Genomic DNA, 19,602 nt, shown 5'->3' on the forward strand with positions numbered 1-19,602 from the left:
AGGAGGCCATGTGATCATGGGACTAAATTTTACTCCAAGGCAAATTGTAAATCAATTAGATCAATACATTATAGGACAACAAAATGCTAAAAAATCGGTTGCTGTAGCACTTAGGAACCGTTATCGAAGAACACAGCTTGATGAGAAAATTAAAGATGAGATTGTCCCCAAAAATATATTGATGATAGGTCCTACCGGGGTAGGTAAAACGGAAATAGCAAGAAGGTTAGCGAGGTTAGTTGGTGCCCCTTTTGTGAAAGTAGAGGCTACAAAATTCACAGAGGTTGGTTATGTCGGTCGAGATGTAGAATCAATGGTTCGTGACGTCGTTGAAATGTCCATGAGAATGGTAAAAGAAGAAAAGATGAGCCAAGTTATGGAAAAGGCGAAAGTTGAGGCAAATAAACAACTAGTAAAGCTACTTGTACCTCAAGCTAAAAAACAGTCAACGATGACGAATCCTTTTGAAATGCTTTTTTCTGGTCAGGGAAATTCAAATGAAGATGATCACGAACCAGAAAAAAATGAAGAAATAAGAAATAAACGACAACGAATCGAACATCAATTATCACTTGGCGAGTTGGAAGATCATATTGTAACAGTTGAAATAGAAGAAATGCCACCATCTATGTTTGATATGTTACAAGGATCGGGCATGGAGCAAATGGGAATGAATATGCAGGATGCATTTGGTCAGTTTATGCCAAAAAAGAAAAAGAAGCGAAAACTACCTGTTTCTGAGGCGAGAGAAGTGTTGACACAGCAAGAGGCGCAAAAAATGGTTGATATGGAAGAGGTTGCTCAGGAAGCTATTGAACGCGCAGAACAATCCGGTATCATCTTTATCGATGAAATTGATAAAGTAGCTGGCAAACAAGACAATTCTCCTAATGTTTCAAGAGAAGGTGTACAACGCGATATTTTACCTATTGTAGAAGGGTCAACTGTTGTCACTAAACATGGTCCAGTTAAAACAGATCATATGTTATTTATTGCAGCAGGTGCATTCCATATGGCTAAACCATCAGACCTAATTCCTGAATTACAAGGTAGATTTCCGATTCGCGTGGAACTCGAAAAACTGTCTGTAGAAGATTTTAAACGAATTTTAAAGGAACCTTCAAATGCTTTATTAAAACAATATGAAGCATTGTTGAAAACAGAAGGTATAAATGTTGTATTTACAGACCAAGCTGTTAATAGATTAGCTGAGATCGCTTATCAAGTTAACCAAGATACTGATAATATTGGTGCTAGAAGACTTCATACCATTCTAGAAAAACTATTAGAAGATTTATCATTTGAAGCCCCTGATATTAATATGGAGACTATCGAAATAACTCCTAATTATGTAGATGGGAAACTTAGTACTATCGTAAAAAATAAGGACTTAAGTCAATTTATTTTATAAAAAACTAATAATTATTTAAAAAATGGAGGATCATTATGGAACTTTTAAATCGCGCAAGAAAAATTAATGCAATGTTACAAAAAGCAACAGGGAAGTCAGTTAACTTTAACGACATGGCTGCATCTTTAACAGATGTTATTAAAGGAAATGTGTTCATCTTAAGTAGAAGAGGTAAATTATTAGGTTTCGCTATTAACCAAGAGATCGAAAATGAACGCATGAAAGGGATGCTAGAAGAAAGACAATTCCCAGAGGAGTACACGGAAGGACTTTTCCACATTCACGAAACTACAGCAAACCTTGAAATTGATAGTCCTTATACTGTATTTCCGGTTGAGAACCGTGAATTATTTAAAAGTGGTTTGACAACAATTATTCCAATTATTGGAGGCGGAGAAAGGTTAGGTACGTTAATCATTGGTAGATTAACGGAAAGCTTTAATGACGATGACCTATTGCTAGCTGAATATGGCGCAACCGTTGTTGGAATGGAAATTTTACATGAAAAAACAGAAGAAATTGAAATGGAAGCTAGAAGTAAAGCAGTTGTTCAAATGGCAATTAGCTCTCTTTCTTATAGTGAGTTAGAGGCAATTGATCATATCTTTGAAGAATTGAATGGTAAGGAAGGACTACTTGTTGCAAGTAAGATAGCTGACCGAGTAGGAATTACACGCTCTGTTATCGTAAATGCACTTCGTAAATTAGAAAGTGCTGGAGTTATCGAATCCCGTTCACTAGGAATGAAAGGAACATACATTAAAGTACTTAATGATAAGTTCCTTGTAGAATTAGAAAAATTACGTTCAAGATAAGGGATTATAGAATCCTTACGTTACAAAATGATAAAAATACACAAAAAAAGTTAGCAGCTAATCCTGCTAACTTTTTTTGTGTATTTTACTTTCTATTAAGTATTCATCATCTATAGGTTTTGTGTTGGTTATATCATCCTAGTAAATTATAACTATTTTGCCCCCGTTAAAAGGAAATATGTCGAAATTTGATAGACTTTAATGGGTAAATAAATTACAATATTCGTAGGGAATTATCTATTTATGTCGGTTTTTGTATAAAAAAATATTTCTTTATTATTTTTAGTAAACAGGGAGGGTGAAAAAATGAATTTATTTGGAGGAACAATCCAATCGCTTGAAAAGTCACTCGACTACGCCACAATGAAAAATCAAACCATTTCTACAAACATAGCAAATGTTGATACACCAAATTATAAGTCGCAGGATGTCGTTTTTAAAAACGTGTTGAACGATGCGCTAGCTAATTCAACTTCTGCTAAACGTACGGATGCACGACATATCCCATTTGGAGAAAGTCAACACACACCCTATAAAATAGTTACAAACAATGAAACAGCTTATAATCATAACGGTAATAACGTTGACGTCGATAAAGAAATGTCGGAATTAGCTAAAAATCAAATCTATTACCAAGCTTTGGTAGATCGTCTTAATGGAAAGTTCAGTAGTTTACAATCTGTCATTAGAGGAGGAAGATAATTATGTCAATATTTAATTCAATCAATTCAAGTGCAAGTGCGTTAACGGCGCAAAGACTTCGAATGGATGTCATCTCTTCTAATATTGCAAACGCAACAACGACACGTGCAACCATAAACGAAAATGGTGAATATGAACCTTACCGTCGAAAAATGGTTAATGTAGTACCTACTGATAATAATTTTAAATCATTTCTTCACAAAGCTTCATCCAATATAACTAATTCTGGTACAGGAGTAAAGGTTTCTGGAATAGTGGAGGATGAAGAACCATTCAAATTAGTTTTTAACCCAACACATCCGGATGCGAATGAGGCTGGATATGTTCAATTACCAAATGTTGATCCACTAAAAGAAATGGTTGATTTAATGAGTGCTACAAGATCTTATGAAGCAAATGTAACTTCATTAAATGCGAGTAAGGGAATGCTGATGAAAGCACTAGAAATCGGAAAATAATAAATGGAGGGGTTGTATTCGAATGGTTCAATCAATAAATAATGTTCAGAAACCGTTAGCGGTAGACTTAAAGCTAAATACACCTACAATTTCACCTGGTGAAGCACAGTCCAAGTTTGCTAACGTTCTGAAAAATGCTATTGAAGGCGTTAATGAAACACAAATCATTTCAGATCAAAAAACAGAAGCATTAGCTCAAGGGAAAATAGATGACCTGCATGATGTGATGATTACCGCTCAAAAAGCAAGTGTTACTTTAGAAACAACTGTTCAAGTGCAGCGGAAAGTTATTGATGCTTACAACGAGATTATGCGGATGCAAGTATAATTTTTAATTTTTGTTTTATTTTATTATCGGCTTTATTTTTGAAATGTTTAAACAAAAAATAATATAATTGATATTTGTTTGATATTTGGCGGGGGAATATATGAAGGAAAAAATAATGAAAACCAGAGATACAGTTCAAACCTTTTGGTCGAATCGATCAAAAAGTCAAAAAGGAATCTTTATAGGATCAATCGTAATTATAATTGCCCTCATTGCAACTATTTCATTATTTGCGAATAATTCTAAATATGTTCCTTTATACAATAATTTATCCATACAAGAAGTAGGGCAAATAAAAACGGAGTTAGATGCGAGAGGTATACCATATGAGATACTTGATGGTGGTACGGCCATAACTGTACCTGAAGCACAAGTAGATACATTACTAGTAGATTTAGCGGGTCAGGGTATACCGAGCAGTGGTAATATTGATTATTCGTTTTTTAGCCAGAACACTTCTTGGGGAGTAACAGATAACGAATTCAATATGATGAAGTTAGATGCGATGCAAACGGAATTAGGTAATTTAATTAAAGGGATAGATGGTATACAGGATGCCCAAGTGATGATTACTATGCCTAAAGAACCGGTGTTTGCGAGTGAATCGTTGCAGCCTACATCAGCATCAATCGTACTTCATACACAACCAGGTTATCAGTTTGAAGGTAATCAAATAGACTCTTTATATCATCTCGTTTCGAGAGCGGTGCCGAATCTCGCTCCAGAAAACATTGCTATTATGAATCAATATTTCGAGTATTTCGACCAAAATTCACAAGATGGTTCTGGTGCACAAGATACATACACGTACCAACAAACTGTAAAACAGGATATTGAACGAGATATTCAACGAAGAGTCCAACAAATGCTAGGAACAATGGTAGGAATGGATAATGTAATCGTTTCTGTAACTGCTGATGTTGACTTTACACAGGAAAATCGTGTGGAAGAGCTAGTTGAGCCAATCGACCCTGAAAACATGGAAGGACTACCAGTGAGTATTGAATCCATTCAAGAAACATACTCAGGAAATGGTGCTAATGTCGGTGGAGTTCCGAACTTAGGTGATGATGACACAATAGATGATTATACTGGGTTAGATGATGGTGAAGATGGTGAATACGAACTAGTTAAAGAAACAATAAACAATGAATTTAATCGTATACGCAGGGACATTGTTGAAAGTCCATATAAAGTTCGAGATTTAGGTATCCAAGTCGCTGTTGATAATGTACGACAAAGAGATGGTAACGAAGTCCAATATTTAACCCAACAAGACATGAATGTAGTAGAAGAAGGAATTGCATCGATATTAAACTCAATTATTACTACTTCAGTCGATAAAGAATACGGAGAAATAACACCTGAAGAGAAGACATCAATCGTATTCCAAGAATTTAGCGAAACGACATCTGTTCCACAAGGAGCAACACCAACAATTTCACCTTGGATGTATATTGTAGGTGGCTTATTATTAGTCGTGATCATTGTGTTAATAGCATTACTAATGCGCAACAAAAAAGATAATACAGAAGAAGTCGTTGAGACGGAAAATGAATATGGGCAAAACACGGAAGTACCAGAAATTTCCGGGGATGAAGATTCTGAATCCATTGTTCGTAAAAAGCAACTAGAAAAAATGGCGAAAGATAAACCAGAAGACTTTGCAAAATTATTAAGAAGTTGGATTGGGGAAGAGTAGGAGGTTATTACATGGCAAAACAAAGATTGACTGGAAAACAAAAAGCTGCAATTCTACTAATCTCCCTTGGTCCAGATGTTTCCGCAGAGGTGTATAAACACTTAACAGAGGAGGAGATTGAAAAACTGAGTTTGGAAATCTCTTCTGTAAAAAAGGTTGAAAGTCAATTAAAAGAAGACGTGTTAGATCAATTTCATCAGATTGCACTTGCACAGGACTATATTTCACAAGGCGGGATTGGATACGCTAAAACAGTATTAGAAAAGGCTTTTGGACAACAAGAAGCTACAAATATTATTAGTCGTTTAACATCCTCCTTACAGGTGAGACCTTTTGATTTTGCACGTAAAGCAGATCCGCAGCAGGTTTTAAACTTTATACAAAGTGAACATCCGCAAACAATTGCGCTAGTACTTTCTTATCTTGACTCTGAACAATCAGGTCAAATTTTATCAGAATTACCACAGGAAATGCAGGCAGATGTGGCAAAACGTATTGCGACGATGGATTCCACGTCTCCTGAAATCATTAGCCAAGTAGAAGAAGTGTTAGAACGTAAAATTTCCGCTTCATTATCTGAGGACTATACACAGACAGGTGGAATTCAAGCTGTGGTAGAAGTGTTAAATGGTGTTGACCGAAGTACAGAACGTACAATATTGGATGCATTAGAAATACAAGATCCAGAACTAGCGGACGAGATTAAGAAACGGATGTTTGTATTTGAGGATATTGTTATTCTTGATAATCGTGCAATTCAGCGTGTTATTCGAGAAGTAGAGAATGATGATTTACGTTTATCACTTAAAGTTTCAAGTGATGAAGTAAAAGACATCGTCTTTAAGAATATGTCACAACGTATGGCCGAAACCTTTAAAGAGGAAATGGAATACATGGGCCCTGTACGATTACGAGACGTTGAAGAAGCTCAAACTAGAATCGTAGCAATAATAAGAAGACTTGAGGATATTGGTGAAATTGTTATTGCACGTGGTGGAGGAGACGATATTATTGTCTAATTCACAGAAGAAACTAATTCAGGTAAGGCAGATTCAGGTAAAAAGTGAAAACCCAGATCTTGAAATGCAAGAAGTAATTGCTGAAGAAGAAAATCAACTAGAACAAATTCGGAACGAAATGGAAGAACTAAGACAGCGAAAAGAATCAATAATTGATGAAACAAATAAACAGATTGAGAATGAAAAACAAAATTGGGAAAACGAAAAACAAAAGCATATGGAGCTTGCAAAGCAGAAAGGCTATGAAGTTGGTTTTTCCCAGGGAAAAGAAGAAGGCTTAGAAGAATTTAAAAGTTTAATAGCACAAGCAAACGAGATTATTCAGTCAGCTACAAGCGATTATCATGCGACGATTGAAAAAAGCGAAGATGCTATCGTTGAAATTGCAGTGGATGTTGCGGAGAAAATCTTAAAGAAACAACTACATGATAATCCAGAAACCTTTCTACCTATTGTTACAGATGCCATTAAATCATTGAAGGACAAATCACTTATTTCTATTTATTTACACCCAAAGAACTATGAGCATGTTTTACATCAAAAGAATGAGTTGAAACGCATCATTGATAGTAAGGCAGATCTTACCATTCAAGTGGATGATACAGCCTCAGAGGAAAGTTGCGTTATTGAACACCCTTTTGGAAAAATAGATGCAAGTATTGATACCCAACTAAATCAAATACGGAATGTTCTATACGAAGTAGTCATGGAGAATAAACAATGAATATTACTCATTATCTTTCTGCAGTTGAACAGGCAGACACGTATAAACGCTATGGTAAAGTACAACAAGTTGTTGGTATTATGATTGAATCTCAAGGTCCTGATGCCAACATTGGTGAAGTTTGTTATATTCATCCAAACACTCCAAATAAACATAGAATTTTAGCTGAAGTAGTCGGGTTTAATAATGAAAAAATTATTCTAATGCCTTATTCAGAACTGACTGATATTGGTCCTGGATGCTTAGTGGAATCTTCGAGAAAACCATTAAGTATAAAAATTGGAAGAGGATTAATTGGAAAAGTGATTAACTCTTTAGGAGAGAGCTTAGATCAATCTCCACTACCAAAAGGGCTCGCTAATTACTTAACAGAACAAGCACCACCAAACCCGATGTCCCGAGCGCCGATTTCAGAACCATTTCAAGTTGGTGTTAAAGCGATAGATTCCATGTTAACAGTAGGGAATGGTCAACGTATTGGAATTTTTGCAGGCAGTGGTGTTGGTAAAAGTACTTTACTAGGTATGATTGCGAGAAATAGTGAAGCAGACATCAATGTAATTGCCTTGATCGGGGAACGTGGACGAGAAGTTCGCGAATTTATTGAAAAAGATCTTGGTGAGGAAGGGTTGAAGAAATCAATTGTTGTTGTAGCAACATCTGATCAACCTGCACTAATGCGAATAAAAGGAGCCTATACTGCAACTTCGATAAGTGAATACTTCCGAGATCTTGGTTATAAAGTAAATCTAATGATGGATTCTGTCACCAGGGTTGCTATGGCACAGCGTGAGGTTGGTTTAGCTACTGGTGAACCACCAACAACAAAAGGATATACACCGTCTGTGTTTGCAACTTTACCTAAGTTATTAGAACGAACTGGAACAAATGAGTCTGGTGCTATTACTGCATTTTATACCGTATTAGTGGATGGGGATGACATGAATGAACCGATTGCTGATACAGTAAGAGGTATTCTAGATGGCCATTTTGTTATGGATCGTAAATTAGCTGAACAAGGGCAGTTTCCAGCAATTAATATTTTGAAATCAATTAGCAGAGTTATGAACCAAATAGCAACTGATGAACATACTGATTTAGCGCTGCAAATTCGTTCACTATTGTCAACATACGAGCAGAATAGTGAATTGATCCAAATCGGTGCTTATAAACGAGGAACTGATCAATCGATTGATAAAGCTATTTCTTATTATCCGAAAATACAAACCTTTTTAAAACAGGGAGTTTTTGAACAAATAACACTTGATGACTCGATTGATATGATGAAACAGTTGTTAAATGGAGGAATTAAACATGGCTAATATGGTAGCGATAAACAAAATATTGAACATACGCGAGAAAGAAAAGAAGGATGCACAACATGCATACCAACAATCAATGGACGATTTTGAACGTATAGCCACGACATTATATACGTTATTACGAAAAAAAGAAGTCGCAGAACAAGCCTATGAAGATTCGTTACAAGAGGCAACTCAAATCAATTCTATTAAAGATCAACTTGAGTATATTGAAATGTTAAATAAACAGATTTCAAATTTACAACAGGAAGTACAACAAGCAAGAACGGTAATGGAAACCAAACAATCTAACTTAACGAGTGCTCATGTTGAAGTGAAAAAGTATGAAAAAATAATAGAATTTCGTCACAATAAAAATGAAAAAGAAGAAAAAAGATTAGAAAACTTCATGATGGACGAAGTGTCAATCCAACAATTTCTAAGTTACAAAAATAGGTGAATAGCATGTCAAAAGAGATAATGAATAAAGAAAAAAAGAAAATGAATCCAATTATATGGTTTTTGATTGCAATTGTAATACCGGTTATTATCGCAATCTCTCTCACGGCAGTTGCGTTTGCCATTGCAGGAGTAAATGTACTTGATTGGGCGAAAAACACTGGGAACAATATACCTGTTGTTAATACTTTGATAACAACGGAAGAAGAAGCTGAAGAAGCAAAAGATGAAGAGAAAATACAAACAGAAATTACGAGCAAGGATAATGAAATTGAGAGCTTAACGAATGAACTGGCAAATCTGGAAGGAATAATAGATCAATTGGAACAAGAAATATTAAAGCTTGAAAATAAGCAAGACAATTCTTCTGATCAAGAAGAGTCTAGTAATGCGGAAAGTAATATGGTGAAAGATATGTCTAGCTCTTTAAGAGAGATGGATAATAAACAGGCTGCCAGAATCGTTGAGCAACTCGAAGACAGTACAGCCGTATCTCTTTTAAAACAGTTATCTAATAAAGATAGAGGCGCTATTTTAGAAGCGATGGAAGCAGAAAGAGCAGCAGAATTAGCTGGATTATTTATCGACAGCGATAATTAATTTCATATCCTTGAAAGGGGGTGAAGAAATGAATGCGTTAGGGTTACTATTAATTTCACAAGCAGGGAAAAATGTATTGCCTGTTAGCACAAACAAACAGGATACCACAAAAGATGGCGATATGTTTCAAGAACTGTTACTCCAATTGGGAAACGAGAGATCGGAAGATAGTGTTAACTTGTCTGGAAATAAGGTTAATGTTCTCTCAGAAATCATGAATTCAAGTCCATTAGCCCTTCAATGGATGGATGGGTTGGAACCATTCGAAACTAATCAAACAATGCTAGGTCAACAAAGTCAACTAAATGAACTAAGTGAACAACTTCAAGATGTGGATCATGAACTCCTTGAACTTACGTTACAACAGTTAGAAATAGCGGAAGATGGTCAGCTATTAAATCTGGAAAGTGTCAACATGGACTTACAGGATAATATTGCTCTACAGGGGCAATTTATGGAGATTTTTTCTAAAATGTCAACTATTATTCAAGGAATTTCTACTGACCAGGACATGAAAAAGGCTGCTCCAAAAATTTTGGATTTATTGCAGCAGTGGACAGCGTTAAATAAGAATAGTGGTAATGAAAAAAATATAATGAATCTTGTAACGCAAGAAGGCACAAAAGACCAAGGTGTTTTGAAAGATTTATTACAATCATTTCAAAAACGAAATCAGCTTGTTTCCAATCATCAATATAATTCCGATGCGAAAGTAACCTCAACAGATGTTGTTAAATGGCTTCGGCATGCTATGCAGAAACACTCACAAGGAGAAAGCACATTGAATCAGAGTGTGAACGCAACAGTTTTTTCTACGACGCCTATTACGAAACTGGAACAATTCGTTATTCATGTCAATCAAACACAAGAAGCAAAACCGGTTGATAAGCAACTTATGGATCAGGTTCAAAAAGTAATGAAGTCAAGTAAATTCCTATCTATGGCTAATGGAACCAATCAATTATCACTCACTTTACGCCCGGAAAACCTAGGGGACATGATGGTGAAACTTACACAAGTAAATGGTGAAATGACAGTCAAAATCATGGTTACTTCTCAGGCAACCAAAGAAATGCTCGAGTCAAATATGAATCAATTAAAAAATATGTTTTCACCACACCAAGTTTCGATTGAAAAGCAAGATGTAAATACACAGCAACAAGGCCAGAATTTACAAAAGGATCAAGAGGGACAAGCTTTTAAAGAACAAAATGATAATCAAGATGGACATTCACCATCTGATCAAGGTCAACAACAAGATAATGATCTTGATTTTGAATCAACTTTTAAAGATTTAATACTAAATGAGAAAGTGTAGGTGATATGTATGACAGTAATCGATCCATCACTATACTTAAAAAATCAATCTAGTGCAAGGACTCCTAGTCCAGATCTTGGGAAAGATGAATTTTTAAAAATTTTAATGACACAATTGCAAAATCAAGATCCAACTAGTCCGATGGATGATCGTGAGTTTATTTCACAAATGACAACTTTTTCATCTTTGGAGCAGACGATGAATATGGCTAAATCGATTGATAATCTGGTTCAAAGTCAACTGATTTCTCCAGTCATTCAGTATAGTCATATGATTGGTAAAGAGGTAACATACGAAGCTTATGATGAAGAGACAGGAGAAAAGCTAGGTGAACAAAAAAGTAATGTTATAGCAGTTAGTCAAAAAGAAGGTTGGGCAATATTAGAGCTTGAAAACGGAGAAAAAGTCTACGCAGATTCTGTATTGCAAGTTAGTGATCAACGTGAACCAGATGAAGGAAGTGAGTAGCATGGATCATCGTGTACATCAAGTACCACATCATGCATTACAATTTCCGAATGTAAGGAAGCCAGAAGTAAAACAACCGACTACAAGTTTTAAAGATGTGTTAGCTACACAACAAGAATTAAAGCTAAGTAAACATGCAACCGAACGTTTATCCGAGCGCAACATTCATTTTAATGATAAGCAATGGCAAACAATCTCGGAAAAAGTTATGGAAGCTAAAGAAAAAGGAGTAACAGACTCTCTTGTAGTTACGAATGACGCTGCATTGGTTGTTAGTGCTAAAAACAATGTGGTTGTTACAGCACTAGGTAGAGAGGAAGCATCGAGTAAAATCTTTTCTAATATTGACGGTACAATTTTAATAAATGATTAGGCTGGACCCTAATGGGAGGCCAACTAGCTGTTGAATGACAGATACAGCTAAAACTTAAACCAAAAAGGGGAGAAATAATATGCTACGTTCAATGTATGCAGGTATTTCAGGAATGAAGAACTTTCAAACAAAGTTAGATGTTATCGGGAATAATATTGCCAATGTAAACACTTCTGGTTTTAAAAAAGGTCGTGTTACGTTTCAAGATATGATGAGTCAGATGACATCAGGTGCACAAGGTCCAACTGCTACTCGTGGTGGGGTAAACCCGGCACAAGTTGGGTTAGGATCACAATTAGGATCTATTGATAATATTCACACGCAAGGGTTCCGCCAAACAACTAACAATCCGTTAGACTTCGCATTAGAGGGCGATGGAATGTTTGTTGTTCGAGATGGTGATTCAGTAGCATATACGCGTGCTGGTAACTTCTACTTGGATGAAAATGGAAGTATCGTAAATCCACAAGGTTTATATCTTACTGGTTTTCAAACGAATGAGGTTGATGCTAGACAATTTACGACAGATGATGAAAGTTTAACAGTTAGTGTTGATGAAAATGGCAATGCTACTGTAAGTGGTAATAACATTTATGAAGCTGGTATAACCGCCAATACAGATACTAGTGGTACTTTTGATGTCATCACCTTGAATTTAGAGGATGGAAGAACTATTACCATTAATGATGATCCCTCTGGTGTTACAATCGATTTTAACGATACATCTTATACGGGTGAAGCAACAAATATTACAACTACTGGCTTTGATTACACACAAACTAGCAACATACAAATTCCAGATACTGCACAAAGTTTCAGTGTACAATCAAACGGTATTATAAACTACATTGATGAAGATGGTAATACACAAGTTGCGGGGCAAATTGCAATTGCTAACTTCTCAAATCCAGCAGGTCTAGAAAAAGCTGGTAGTAATTTATTCTATAACACACCAAATGCTGGATATACAGGATTATCTGAACCTGAATCAGAAGGTGTAGCATCCATTGTGAGTGGTTCTCTTGAGATGTCAAATGTTGACCTTTCCGAAGAATTCACAGAAATGATTACTGCTCAGCGTGGATTTCAGGCAAATACTAGAATAATAACGACATCAGATGAAATTCTACAAGAGCTTGTTAATCTAAAACGATAATAAGGAGGTAGGGAGTGCCCTGTGCACTCCCGCCATATTATGATTACAGTTACACGATTGAATGGGGAACCTTTTGTACTGAATGCGGTCATGATCGAGCAAATACAGGCATTACCAGATACAACGGTAACGCTACACAACGGGAAAAAGATTGTTGTTAGAGAATCAGTACAAGAAGTGGTTGACCAAATTACAGTTTTTTATCAAAAGGTTGGGATCCAACGATCTCTTAAAGAGGTGAATGAAACTAGTGAATAACATAGTAAAGACGATGATAACTTCATTAATAGCTATTTTGGTACTTGGTGGCATTGCTGCTGCGGTTGTATTATATGTCTTAAATGATAAAAATGGCGATGGGGAGCAAACAATCGACGATATCGTTGAATACTCTTACACCACACCTGAAATTACTACGGATCTGAATGATGGTAGTTTTGTTCGCATTCAGTTTGAAGTCATTACAGATAGTAAAAAAGCTAAAAGCGAAATTGAAAAGCGTGATTTTCAAGTGAAAAACATATTGATTAAGGAATTGGCCAAGATGGATGAAGAAGATTTTAAAACAGGTCTTCCAGGGCTTGAAGATGTCGTTATGGCTAAATTAAATGAAGTTATGACAGAAGGAACAGTAGCAGACGTTTACACGATTCAGAAAATATTACAATAGCAAACTACTCCGGCATGGAGGTGAGTATACTTGGTAGATGAAGTACTTTCGCAAAATGAAATAGATTCGCTGTTATCCGCATTAACTACAGGTGAAATGGATGCAGATGAATTGAAAAGAGAAGAAAAAGAAAAAAAGGTTCGTGTATATGATTTTAAACGAGCTTTACGGTTCTCAAAAGACCAGATTAGAAGCATTGGTAGGATTCACGAAAATTATGCAAGATTACTAACGACGTATTTTTCGTCGCAGTTAAGATCATATGTGAACATAACAGTAGCATCAGTTGATCAGATTCCATATGAGGAATTCATTCGTTCGATTCCAAATATTACTGTTTTGAATGTGTTTAGTGTGGCACCACTAGAAGGTCGACTTATTATGGAAGTAAATCCTAATATTGCATACAGTATGCTTGATAGAGTTCTAGGTGGCAGAGGAGAAAGTGTTAATAAAATTGATAACTTAACAGAGATTGAGACAATATTAATTTCTCAATTACTAGAAAAAGGGTTTTCTAGTATAAAGGAAGCTTGGGCATCATTAATTGATATGGAGCCTATCTTAGAGGAGTTTGAAGTGAATCCTCAATTTCTTCAGTTAGTTTCTCCAAATGAAACTGTTGTTGTCGTTTCATTGAATACGACAGTTGGTGAAACGAGTGGAATGATCAATATTTGTATTCCACATATTGTTTTAGAACCAATCATATCCAAATTATCTGTGCAGTACTGGATGCAAACTACAACAAAGAAAAGAGATCCAGAAGCATATGAAAAGCTATCAAAGAACCTACAAAACGCTGACGTTGAACTGAAAGCTTTACTAGGAAAATCTACAATAAGTATTCAACAATTTTTGGAACTGAACAATGAAGATGTGATTGCCTTAGATCAATCAATTGATCAACCATTAACAATGAAAATTAATAATGAAGATAAATTCTATGTCCAGCCTGGTAAGTACAAAAACAAACTTTCCGTTCAAGTGTTGGAAGAAATTAAGGAGGGGAATGAAAGTGATGAGTGATGGTATGCTTTCCCAAGACGAAATAGACGCATTGTTAAATGTAGGGACTAATGAAGAAGATAATCAAGATTCAAATCAATCAAATACAGAAGAACATCTAACTAGCATAGAAGAAGATACGCTAGGAGAAATTGGGAATATTTCATTCGGAAGTTCTGCTACAACTCTTTCAACACTATTAAATCAAAAAGTAGAGATTACAACTCCAAAAGTATCTATTATAAATAGAGAAGATGTAAGTGACGAGTTTCAATATGAACATGTTGGTATTGAAGTTAATTATGTTGAAGGATTTACAGGTGTTAATGTATTTGTAATTAAATCGGAAGATGCAGCTATTATTTCTGACATAATGCTTGGAGGTACTGGTTCCGGAGCAACGGAGGAACTGAATGATATACATTTAAGTGCTGTTCAAGAGGCAATGAATCAGATGATGGGAGCAGCAGCAACAAGTATGTCAACGGTGTTTTCAAAGAAGGTAGATATTTCACCACCATCTATTGCTTTAAATCAAGCGAATGTGTCTCTTAGTAGTGATAGTACGGAGGATTTATTTGTAAAGGTTTCTTTTCAACTTAAAGTTGGCACATTAATCGATTCTAATATCATGCAATTGATTCCAATCGATTTTGCAAAACATTTAGTAGAAAGTTTAAATAATCAGCCTGCAGAAGAAGCAGCAGCGGCTGTAGAACAACTCGATCATCCGCTCGAGGTTGAAGCTGAGAATGAGATGTCAGTAAATACTCAATCTCAAGTCGAGAAGAGTGAACCACAGTTTATCGGAAGTCAAGTCGCTAACAAAAATTCCGATATTCAACAAGCCGATTTTTCAACCTTTAATCAAGTCGAATTGAACAAAAACGAGCAACGAAATTTAGATATGCTTCTAGATATTCCGTTAAAGGTAACAGTGGAACTGGGAAGAACAAATCGGTCTATTCGAGAAATATTAGACTTATCAGCTGGTTCTATAATTGAACTTGATAAACTAGCTGGTGAACCAGTGGATATTCTCGTTAACGAAAAGTTAATTGCCAAAGGGGAAGTCGTTGTTATTGATGAAAACTTTGGTGTTCGAGTAACAGATATAATTAGTCAATCAGACAGATTAATGAAGCTTAAATAGGGGGAATTAAAATGGGTAATCGTATTTTAATAGTTGATGATGCAGCATTTATGCGAATGATGATTAAGGATATTTTAAGTAAAAACGGATTTGAAGTTGTTGGAGAGGCTCAGGATGGTTCTCAAGCAGTAGAATTATATAATGAATTAAAGCCAGATTTGGTCACGATGGATATTACAATGCCAGAAATGGACGGAATTACTGCTTTAAAAGAAATTAAGTCTGCAAGTCCAGAAGCAAAAATAATTATGTGTTCGGCAATGGGTCAACAAGCAATGGTAATTGACGCAATTCAGGCAGGTGCAAAAGATTTTATCGTTAAACCATTCCAAGCTGATCGGGTAATCGAAGCTATTCAAAAAGCATTAGCCTAGAAACGAGTGACGATAGTGATTAAAAAAATTAGCATTAGTGTTACATTTATTCTATTACTCTTTATTAGTTGTTTTACTGTACATGCAATTGCAGAAGAGAAAAACGATCAAGAAGAGCGAGATGACGGAACAGCTAAAAGTATGTTTGAAAATGAGGATGAGGATAGTGAGGAAAGTGGCGATGAAACGCCACCTACTAATCCTGATAATAATCTAAGTACTACTGAGAATGGGAATAGCGGCTCGATGGTATTTGATCTCGTTAAAATGGTGTTTGCTTTACTGTTAGTCCTTGCACTTATTTATTTATTGCTAAAGTTTTTAAATAAACGTAACAAATTATTTAGTAAGGTGAAGGCGTTAGAAAATGTGGGTGGATTGACATTAGGACCTAATAAATCAATTCAAATTATACGTGTAGGAAGTAAACTGTATATGGTTGGTGTTGGGGATAATGTAGAATTACTTCACGAAATTACCGATGAAGATATGAAGAAGGAAATCTTAACTAGCTATGAAAAGCAACATAATTTTTCCGCAAGCGGTGTTTGGTCTACTTTTATGCAACCGAAGTCGGAAGTAACAGAATCTACAAACACTAGAAAGAAAAATGACTTTAAAAATATGTTTGCAACTGAACTAGACAAACTGAAGAAAAACCGACAGAAACTAAGAAATATGAATCAGCAGAAGGATGATAATCATGAATGAATTTATCGATATGTTTTCTAGTTCAGATCCTTCAAACGTAGCAACGTCCGTTAAATTAATACTGCTACTAACGGTATTATCCTTAGCACCAGGTATATTAATTTTGATGACAAGCTTTACCCGAATTATAATCGTACTTTCTTTTGTCCGTACTTCATTAGCGACACAGCAAATGCCTCCCAATCAGGTATTAATTGGATTGGCCTTATTTTTAACATTTTTCATTATGGCTCCTACCTTTGGTCAAGTGTATGATGAGGCATTACAACCACTTTTTAATGAAGATATTACGTTGGATGAGGCATATGAAAGAGCAAGTACACCTTTAAAGGATTTTATGGCAAAGCATACACGACAAAAAGATCTCGAACTATTTATCAGTTATACAAATATGGATAGGCCGGAAAGCGTTCAGGATATTCCGCTTACAACATTAGTTCCTGCATTTGCAATTAGTGAATTAAAAACAGCATTTCAAATGGGCTTTATGATCTTTGTGCCATTTTTAATAATTGATATGGCCGTAGCGAGTGTTCTTATGTCCATGGGTATGATGATGTTACCGCCTGTAATGATTTCCTTACCATTTAAAATATTATTATTTGTACTAGTGGATGGATGGTACTTGATTACTCATTCATTATTAAGTGGTTTCTAGAAAACTACTAAGTAGGAAGAGGAAGAGGAAGGGTGCGTATTTTTGAGTAGTGAATTTGTTTTATCTTTAGCAGAAAAAGGAATATATACTATTTTATTAGTAACGGGCCCATTATTAATTTTAGCACTTGCTGTTGGTTTGCTTGTTAGTATCTTTCAAGCTACAACACAAATTCAGGAACAAACCCTGGCCTTTATTCCGAAAATAGTAGCAGTACTAGTCGGATTAATATTTTTTGGTCCTTGGATGTTATCTAAGATGGTGGAGTTCACAGCGGATTTATTACAAAATTTAAATCAGTTTGTAGGTTAAAATATGCTAGAAATAATTAATATCAATAGTTTTCCTGTTTTCTTACTTGTATTAGTTCGAGTTGCAGCATTTTTTGTAACATTGCCTTTTTTCTCTTATCGAACCATACCGTTACCTTTTAAAATTGGTTTTAGTTTCTTCTTAGCATTTATTATGTTTTATACAATTGATGCTTCTACCATAGTAATAGACGAATTGTATATATTTTTAATTGTTAAAGAAATACTTGTTGGATTGTTAATCGGTTTGATTGGCTATATTATTATTTCTGCTGTACAAATTGCAGGTGGGTTTATAGATTTTCAAATGGGTTTTGCCATTGCGAATGTGGTTGACCCACAAACAGGTGCTCAAAGTCCTTTAACGGGTCAATACTTTTATATCATTGCACTTCTATTTCTATTATCGGTAGATGGACATCATTTATTAATAGATGGAATTGTAAATAGTTATCGATTTATACCAATTGATACGTTTATCCCTTTTCAGGACGGTAATATAGTAGAATTTATCATTCGTACATTCAATAATATGTTTTTAATTGCTTTTCAAATAGCAATACCTATTGTTGGATGTTTGTTCTTAGTGGATGTAGCATTAGGTATCATCGCTAGAACCGTACCACAGTTAAATGTTTTTGTAGTTGGGCTACCGATAAAAATATTAGTCAGCTTCGTAGCAATATTTTTTTTCTTAAGTCTTTATGTGGTACTAGTAAAGAATTTGTTCGAAACGATGTTTGAAGCAATGCGAAGCCTTATGCAGTTATTCGGAGGGGTATAAAATGCAGTTGAAACTAGACCTGCAGTTTTTTGCAGGTGAAAAAACAGAAAAAGCTACCCCGAAAAAAAGGCAGGACGAGCGTAAAAAAGGAAAAGTTGCCAAAAGCCAAGATGTGAATACAGCAATTTTATTATTATCTTCTTTTATAATTTTATTTGTTTTTGGCAGTTTCATGAAAAATAACATGACAGCAATGTACCAGCACTCCTTCACAGAATATATCCATTGGGATATAACGCCAAATAGCGTACATCAAGTTTTCTTAGAGGGTACTATTGAAATGGCTAAAGTACTTTCCCCTATCATGTTAGTCGCTATTATCGCAGGCTTTGCATCAAATCTTATGCAAATTGGTTTTTTATATACGACTGAGCCATTAAAATTCGATTTAAAGAAAATAGATCCAATCCAAGGTGCAAAACGAATTTTTTCTATTCGGGCACTAGTGGAGTTGCTTAAATCATTGTTAAAAATAGTTTTCATTGGAGTAATCACGTTCTCCGTTATTTGGATCTTTAAAGACGATATGATGATGATCGCTTTTAAAGATGCAGATAATGCATTGGCGTTCTTTGGAAACGTCACTATGATAATGGGGATTGCAGCTACTATAGCTTTATTATTCCTGTCTGTTTTTGATTATGCCTATCAACGTTATGATTTTGAAAAAAATATGAGAATGTCAAAACAAGATGTGAAAGATGAATATAAGAATATTGAAGGGGACCCTTTAATTAAGTCAAAAATTAAAGAAAGACAGCGTCAAATGGCAATGCGTCGTATGATGAGTGAAGTGCCAAATGCTGATGTTGTTATTACAAACCCAACCCATTTTGCTATTGCAATAAAATATGATGAAGAAAAAGCAAGTGCACCATATGTGGTTGCAAAAGGTGTGGATCATTTGGCTTTCCGAATAAGAGAAATAGCGAAAGCAAATGATGTTGTAACAGTCGAGAATAAACCACTTGCAAGATCGTTATATGACAAGATTGAAATTGGAGATACAATTCCAGAAGAGTTTTATCAAGCTGTTGCTGAAATTTTAGCATATGTTTATCGTTTAGAGAAAAAAGCTAGGTAATAAGGAGAGAGACAT

The 19,602-nt window shown here is 35.3% G+C and carries 25 protein-coding genes; all 25 read left to right on the forward strand.

The window, feature by feature from the left end; translation table 11 throughout:
• Positions 1–16 precede the first annotated feature (16 nt).
• The 25 genes from hslU to flhB all read left to right on the forward strand — a co-directional run bounded on the left by hslU (position 17) and on the right by flhB (position 19,587).
• Positions 17–1,411 (forward strand): HslU--HslV peptidase ATPase subunit, encoded by a 1,395-nt coding sequence (gene hslU, locus ACFSTA_RS05990; RefSeq protein WP_377555677.1) that lies wholly within the window; start codon positions 17–19, stop codon positions 1,409–1,411.
• A 35-nt stretch (positions 1,412–1,446) separates the two neighbouring features.
• Entirely contained in the window at positions 1,447–2,226 is a 780-nt protein-coding gene (codY, locus tag ACFSTA_RS05995) for a GTP-sensing pleiotropic transcriptional regulator CodY (RefSeq protein WP_377555679.1), read from the forward strand.
• A 306-nt stretch (positions 2,227–2,532) separates the two neighbouring features.
• On the forward strand, positions 2,533–2,928 hold the full coding sequence (gene flgB, locus ACFSTA_RS06000; RefSeq protein WP_377555680.1) for a flagellar basal body rod protein FlgB: 396 nt from the start codon (positions 2,533–2,535) through the stop codon (positions 2,926–2,928).
• Between the two features lie 2 nt (positions 2,929–2,930).
• Positions 2,931–3,386, forward strand: a complete 456-nt coding sequence (gene flgC, locus ACFSTA_RS06005; RefSeq protein ID WP_377555681.1) for a flagellar basal body rod protein FlgC — start codon at positions 2,931–2,933, stop codon at positions 3,384–3,386.
• A gap of 22 nt (positions 3,387–3,408) precedes the next feature.
• Positions 3,409–3,714, forward strand: coding sequence for a flagellar hook-basal body complex protein FliE (gene fliE / locus ACFSTA_RS06010; protein WP_377555683.1), 306 nt, complete (start codon positions 3,409–3,411; stop codon positions 3,712–3,714).
• Between the two features lie 100 nt (positions 3,715–3,814).
• The gene (fliF, locus tag ACFSTA_RS06015) at positions 3,815–5,416 is read left to right on the forward strand and encodes a flagellar basal-body MS-ring/collar protein FliF (RefSeq protein ID WP_377555684.1); all 1,602 of its coding nucleotides are present in this window, start codon (positions 3,815–3,817) and stop codon (positions 5,414–5,416) included.
• A gap of 11 nt (positions 5,417–5,427) precedes the next feature.
• Complete coding sequence (gene fliG / locus ACFSTA_RS06020) at positions 5,428–6,435, forward strand: flagellar motor switch protein FliG (RefSeq protein WP_377555686.1); 1,008 nt, start codon at positions 5,428–5,430, stop codon at positions 6,433–6,435.
• The gene (gene fliH, locus ACFSTA_RS06025; protein ID WP_377555687.1) at positions 6,428–7,159 is read left to right on the forward strand and encodes a flagellar assembly protein FliH; all 732 of its coding nucleotides are present in this window, start codon (positions 6,428–6,430) and stop codon (positions 7,157–7,159) included. Before fliG ends, fliH begins: the two co-directional genes overlap by 8 nt.
• A complete protein-coding gene (gene fliI / locus ACFSTA_RS06030; protein WP_377555689.1) occupies positions 7,156–8,481 on the forward strand; it encodes a flagellar protein export ATPase FliI in 1,326 nt (441 codons plus the stop codon). The genes fliH and fliI overlap by 4 nt, the downstream gene beginning before the upstream one ends.
• Positions 8,474–8,920 carry a flagellar export protein FliJ gene (fliJ, locus tag ACFSTA_RS06035; RefSeq protein ID WP_377555691.1) on the forward strand — a complete coding sequence of 149 codons (447 nt, stop codon included), beginning with the start codon at positions 8,474–8,476 and terminating at the stop codon, positions 8,918–8,920. The genes fliI and fliJ overlap by 8 nt, the downstream gene beginning before the upstream one ends.
• Before the next feature lie 5 nt (positions 8,921–8,925).
• Entirely contained in the window at positions 8,926–9,519 is a 594-nt protein-coding gene (locus ACFSTA_RS06040) for a magnesium transporter MgtE N-terminal domain-containing protein (RefSeq protein ID WP_377555692.1), read from the forward strand.
• A gap of 28 nt (positions 9,520–9,547) precedes the next feature.
• Entirely contained in the window at positions 9,548–10,837 is a 1,290-nt protein-coding gene (locus tag ACFSTA_RS06045; protein ID WP_377555693.1) for a flagellar hook-length control protein FliK, read from the forward strand.
• Between the two features lie 9 nt (positions 10,838–10,846).
• Complete coding sequence (flgD, locus tag ACFSTA_RS06050) at positions 10,847–11,305, forward strand: flagellar hook assembly protein FlgD (protein WP_377555695.1); 459 nt, start codon at positions 10,847–10,849, stop codon at positions 11,303–11,305.
• Between the two features lies 1 nt (position 11,306).
• The gene (locus ACFSTA_RS06055; protein WP_377555696.1) at positions 11,307–11,678 is read left to right on the forward strand and encodes a TIGR02530 family flagellar biosynthesis protein; all 372 of its coding nucleotides are present in this window, start codon (positions 11,307–11,309) and stop codon (positions 11,676–11,678) included.
• Between the two features lie 79 nt (positions 11,679–11,757).
• Positions 11,758–12,834 carry a flagellar hook-basal body complex protein gene (locus tag ACFSTA_RS06060; RefSeq protein WP_377555697.1) on the forward strand — a complete coding sequence of 359 codons (1,077 nt, stop codon included), beginning with the start codon at positions 11,758–11,760 and terminating at the stop codon, positions 12,832–12,834.
• A 39-nt stretch (positions 12,835–12,873) separates the two neighbouring features.
• Positions 12,874–13,092: a flagellar FlbD family protein gene (locus tag ACFSTA_RS06065; RefSeq protein WP_377555765.1), complete on the forward strand. Its 219-nt coding sequence runs from the start codon at positions 12,874–12,876 to the stop codon at positions 13,090–13,092.
• Complete coding sequence (fliL, locus tag ACFSTA_RS06070; RefSeq protein WP_377555698.1) at positions 13,076–13,504, forward strand: flagellar basal body-associated protein FliL; 429 nt, start codon at positions 13,076–13,078, stop codon at positions 13,502–13,504. Before ACFSTA_RS06065 ends, fliL begins: the two co-directional genes overlap by 17 nt.
• Positions 13,505–13,534: 30 nt before the next feature.
• The gene (gene fliM / locus ACFSTA_RS06075; protein WP_377555699.1) at positions 13,535–14,533 is read left to right on the forward strand and encodes a flagellar motor switch protein FliM; all 999 of its coding nucleotides are present in this window, start codon (positions 13,535–13,537) and stop codon (positions 14,531–14,533) included.
• Entirely contained in the window at positions 14,523–15,665 is a 1,143-nt protein-coding gene (gene fliY, locus ACFSTA_RS06080; protein WP_377555700.1) for a flagellar motor switch phosphatase FliY, read from the forward strand. Before fliM ends, fliY begins: the two co-directional genes overlap by 11 nt.
• Positions 15,666–15,676: 11 nt before the next feature.
• Complete coding sequence (locus tag ACFSTA_RS06085; protein ID WP_377555701.1) at positions 15,677–16,039, forward strand: response regulator; 363 nt, start codon at positions 15,677–15,679, stop codon at positions 16,037–16,039.
• 15 nt (positions 16,040–16,054) lie between these two features.
• Positions 16,055–16,750 (forward strand): flagellar biosynthetic protein FliO, encoded by a 696-nt coding sequence (locus ACFSTA_RS06090; RefSeq protein ID WP_377555702.1) that lies wholly within the window; start codon positions 16,055–16,057, stop codon positions 16,748–16,750.
• Entirely contained in the window at positions 16,743–17,408 is a 666-nt protein-coding gene (gene fliP, locus ACFSTA_RS06095) for a flagellar type III secretion system pore protein FliP (protein WP_377555703.1), read from the forward strand. The genes ACFSTA_RS06090 and fliP overlap by 8 nt, the downstream gene beginning before the upstream one ends.
• A 42-nt stretch (positions 17,409–17,450) precedes the next feature.
• Positions 17,451–17,720 (forward strand): flagellar biosynthesis protein FliQ, encoded by a 270-nt coding sequence (gene fliQ, locus ACFSTA_RS06100; protein WP_377555704.1) that lies wholly within the window; start codon positions 17,451–17,453, stop codon positions 17,718–17,720.
• Positions 17,721–17,723: 3 nt separating this feature from the next.
• Positions 17,724–18,503 carry a flagellar biosynthetic protein FliR gene (gene fliR / locus ACFSTA_RS06105; protein ID WP_377555705.1) on the forward strand — a complete coding sequence of 260 codons (780 nt, stop codon included), beginning with the start codon at positions 17,724–17,726 and terminating at the stop codon, positions 18,501–18,503.
• Between the two features lies 1 nt (position 18,504).
• Positions 18,505–19,587: a flagellar biosynthesis protein FlhB gene (flhB, locus tag ACFSTA_RS06110; protein ID WP_377555707.1), complete on the forward strand. Its 1,083-nt coding sequence runs from the start codon at positions 18,505–18,507 to the stop codon at positions 19,585–19,587.
• Positions 19,588–19,602 lie beyond the last annotated feature (15 nt).

The sequence above is a fragment of the Ornithinibacillus salinisoli genome (assembly GCF_042684965.1).
Taxonomy (GTDB): domain Bacteria; phylum Bacillota; class Bacilli; order Bacillales; family Amphibacillaceae; genus Ornithinibacillus; species Ornithinibacillus salinisoli.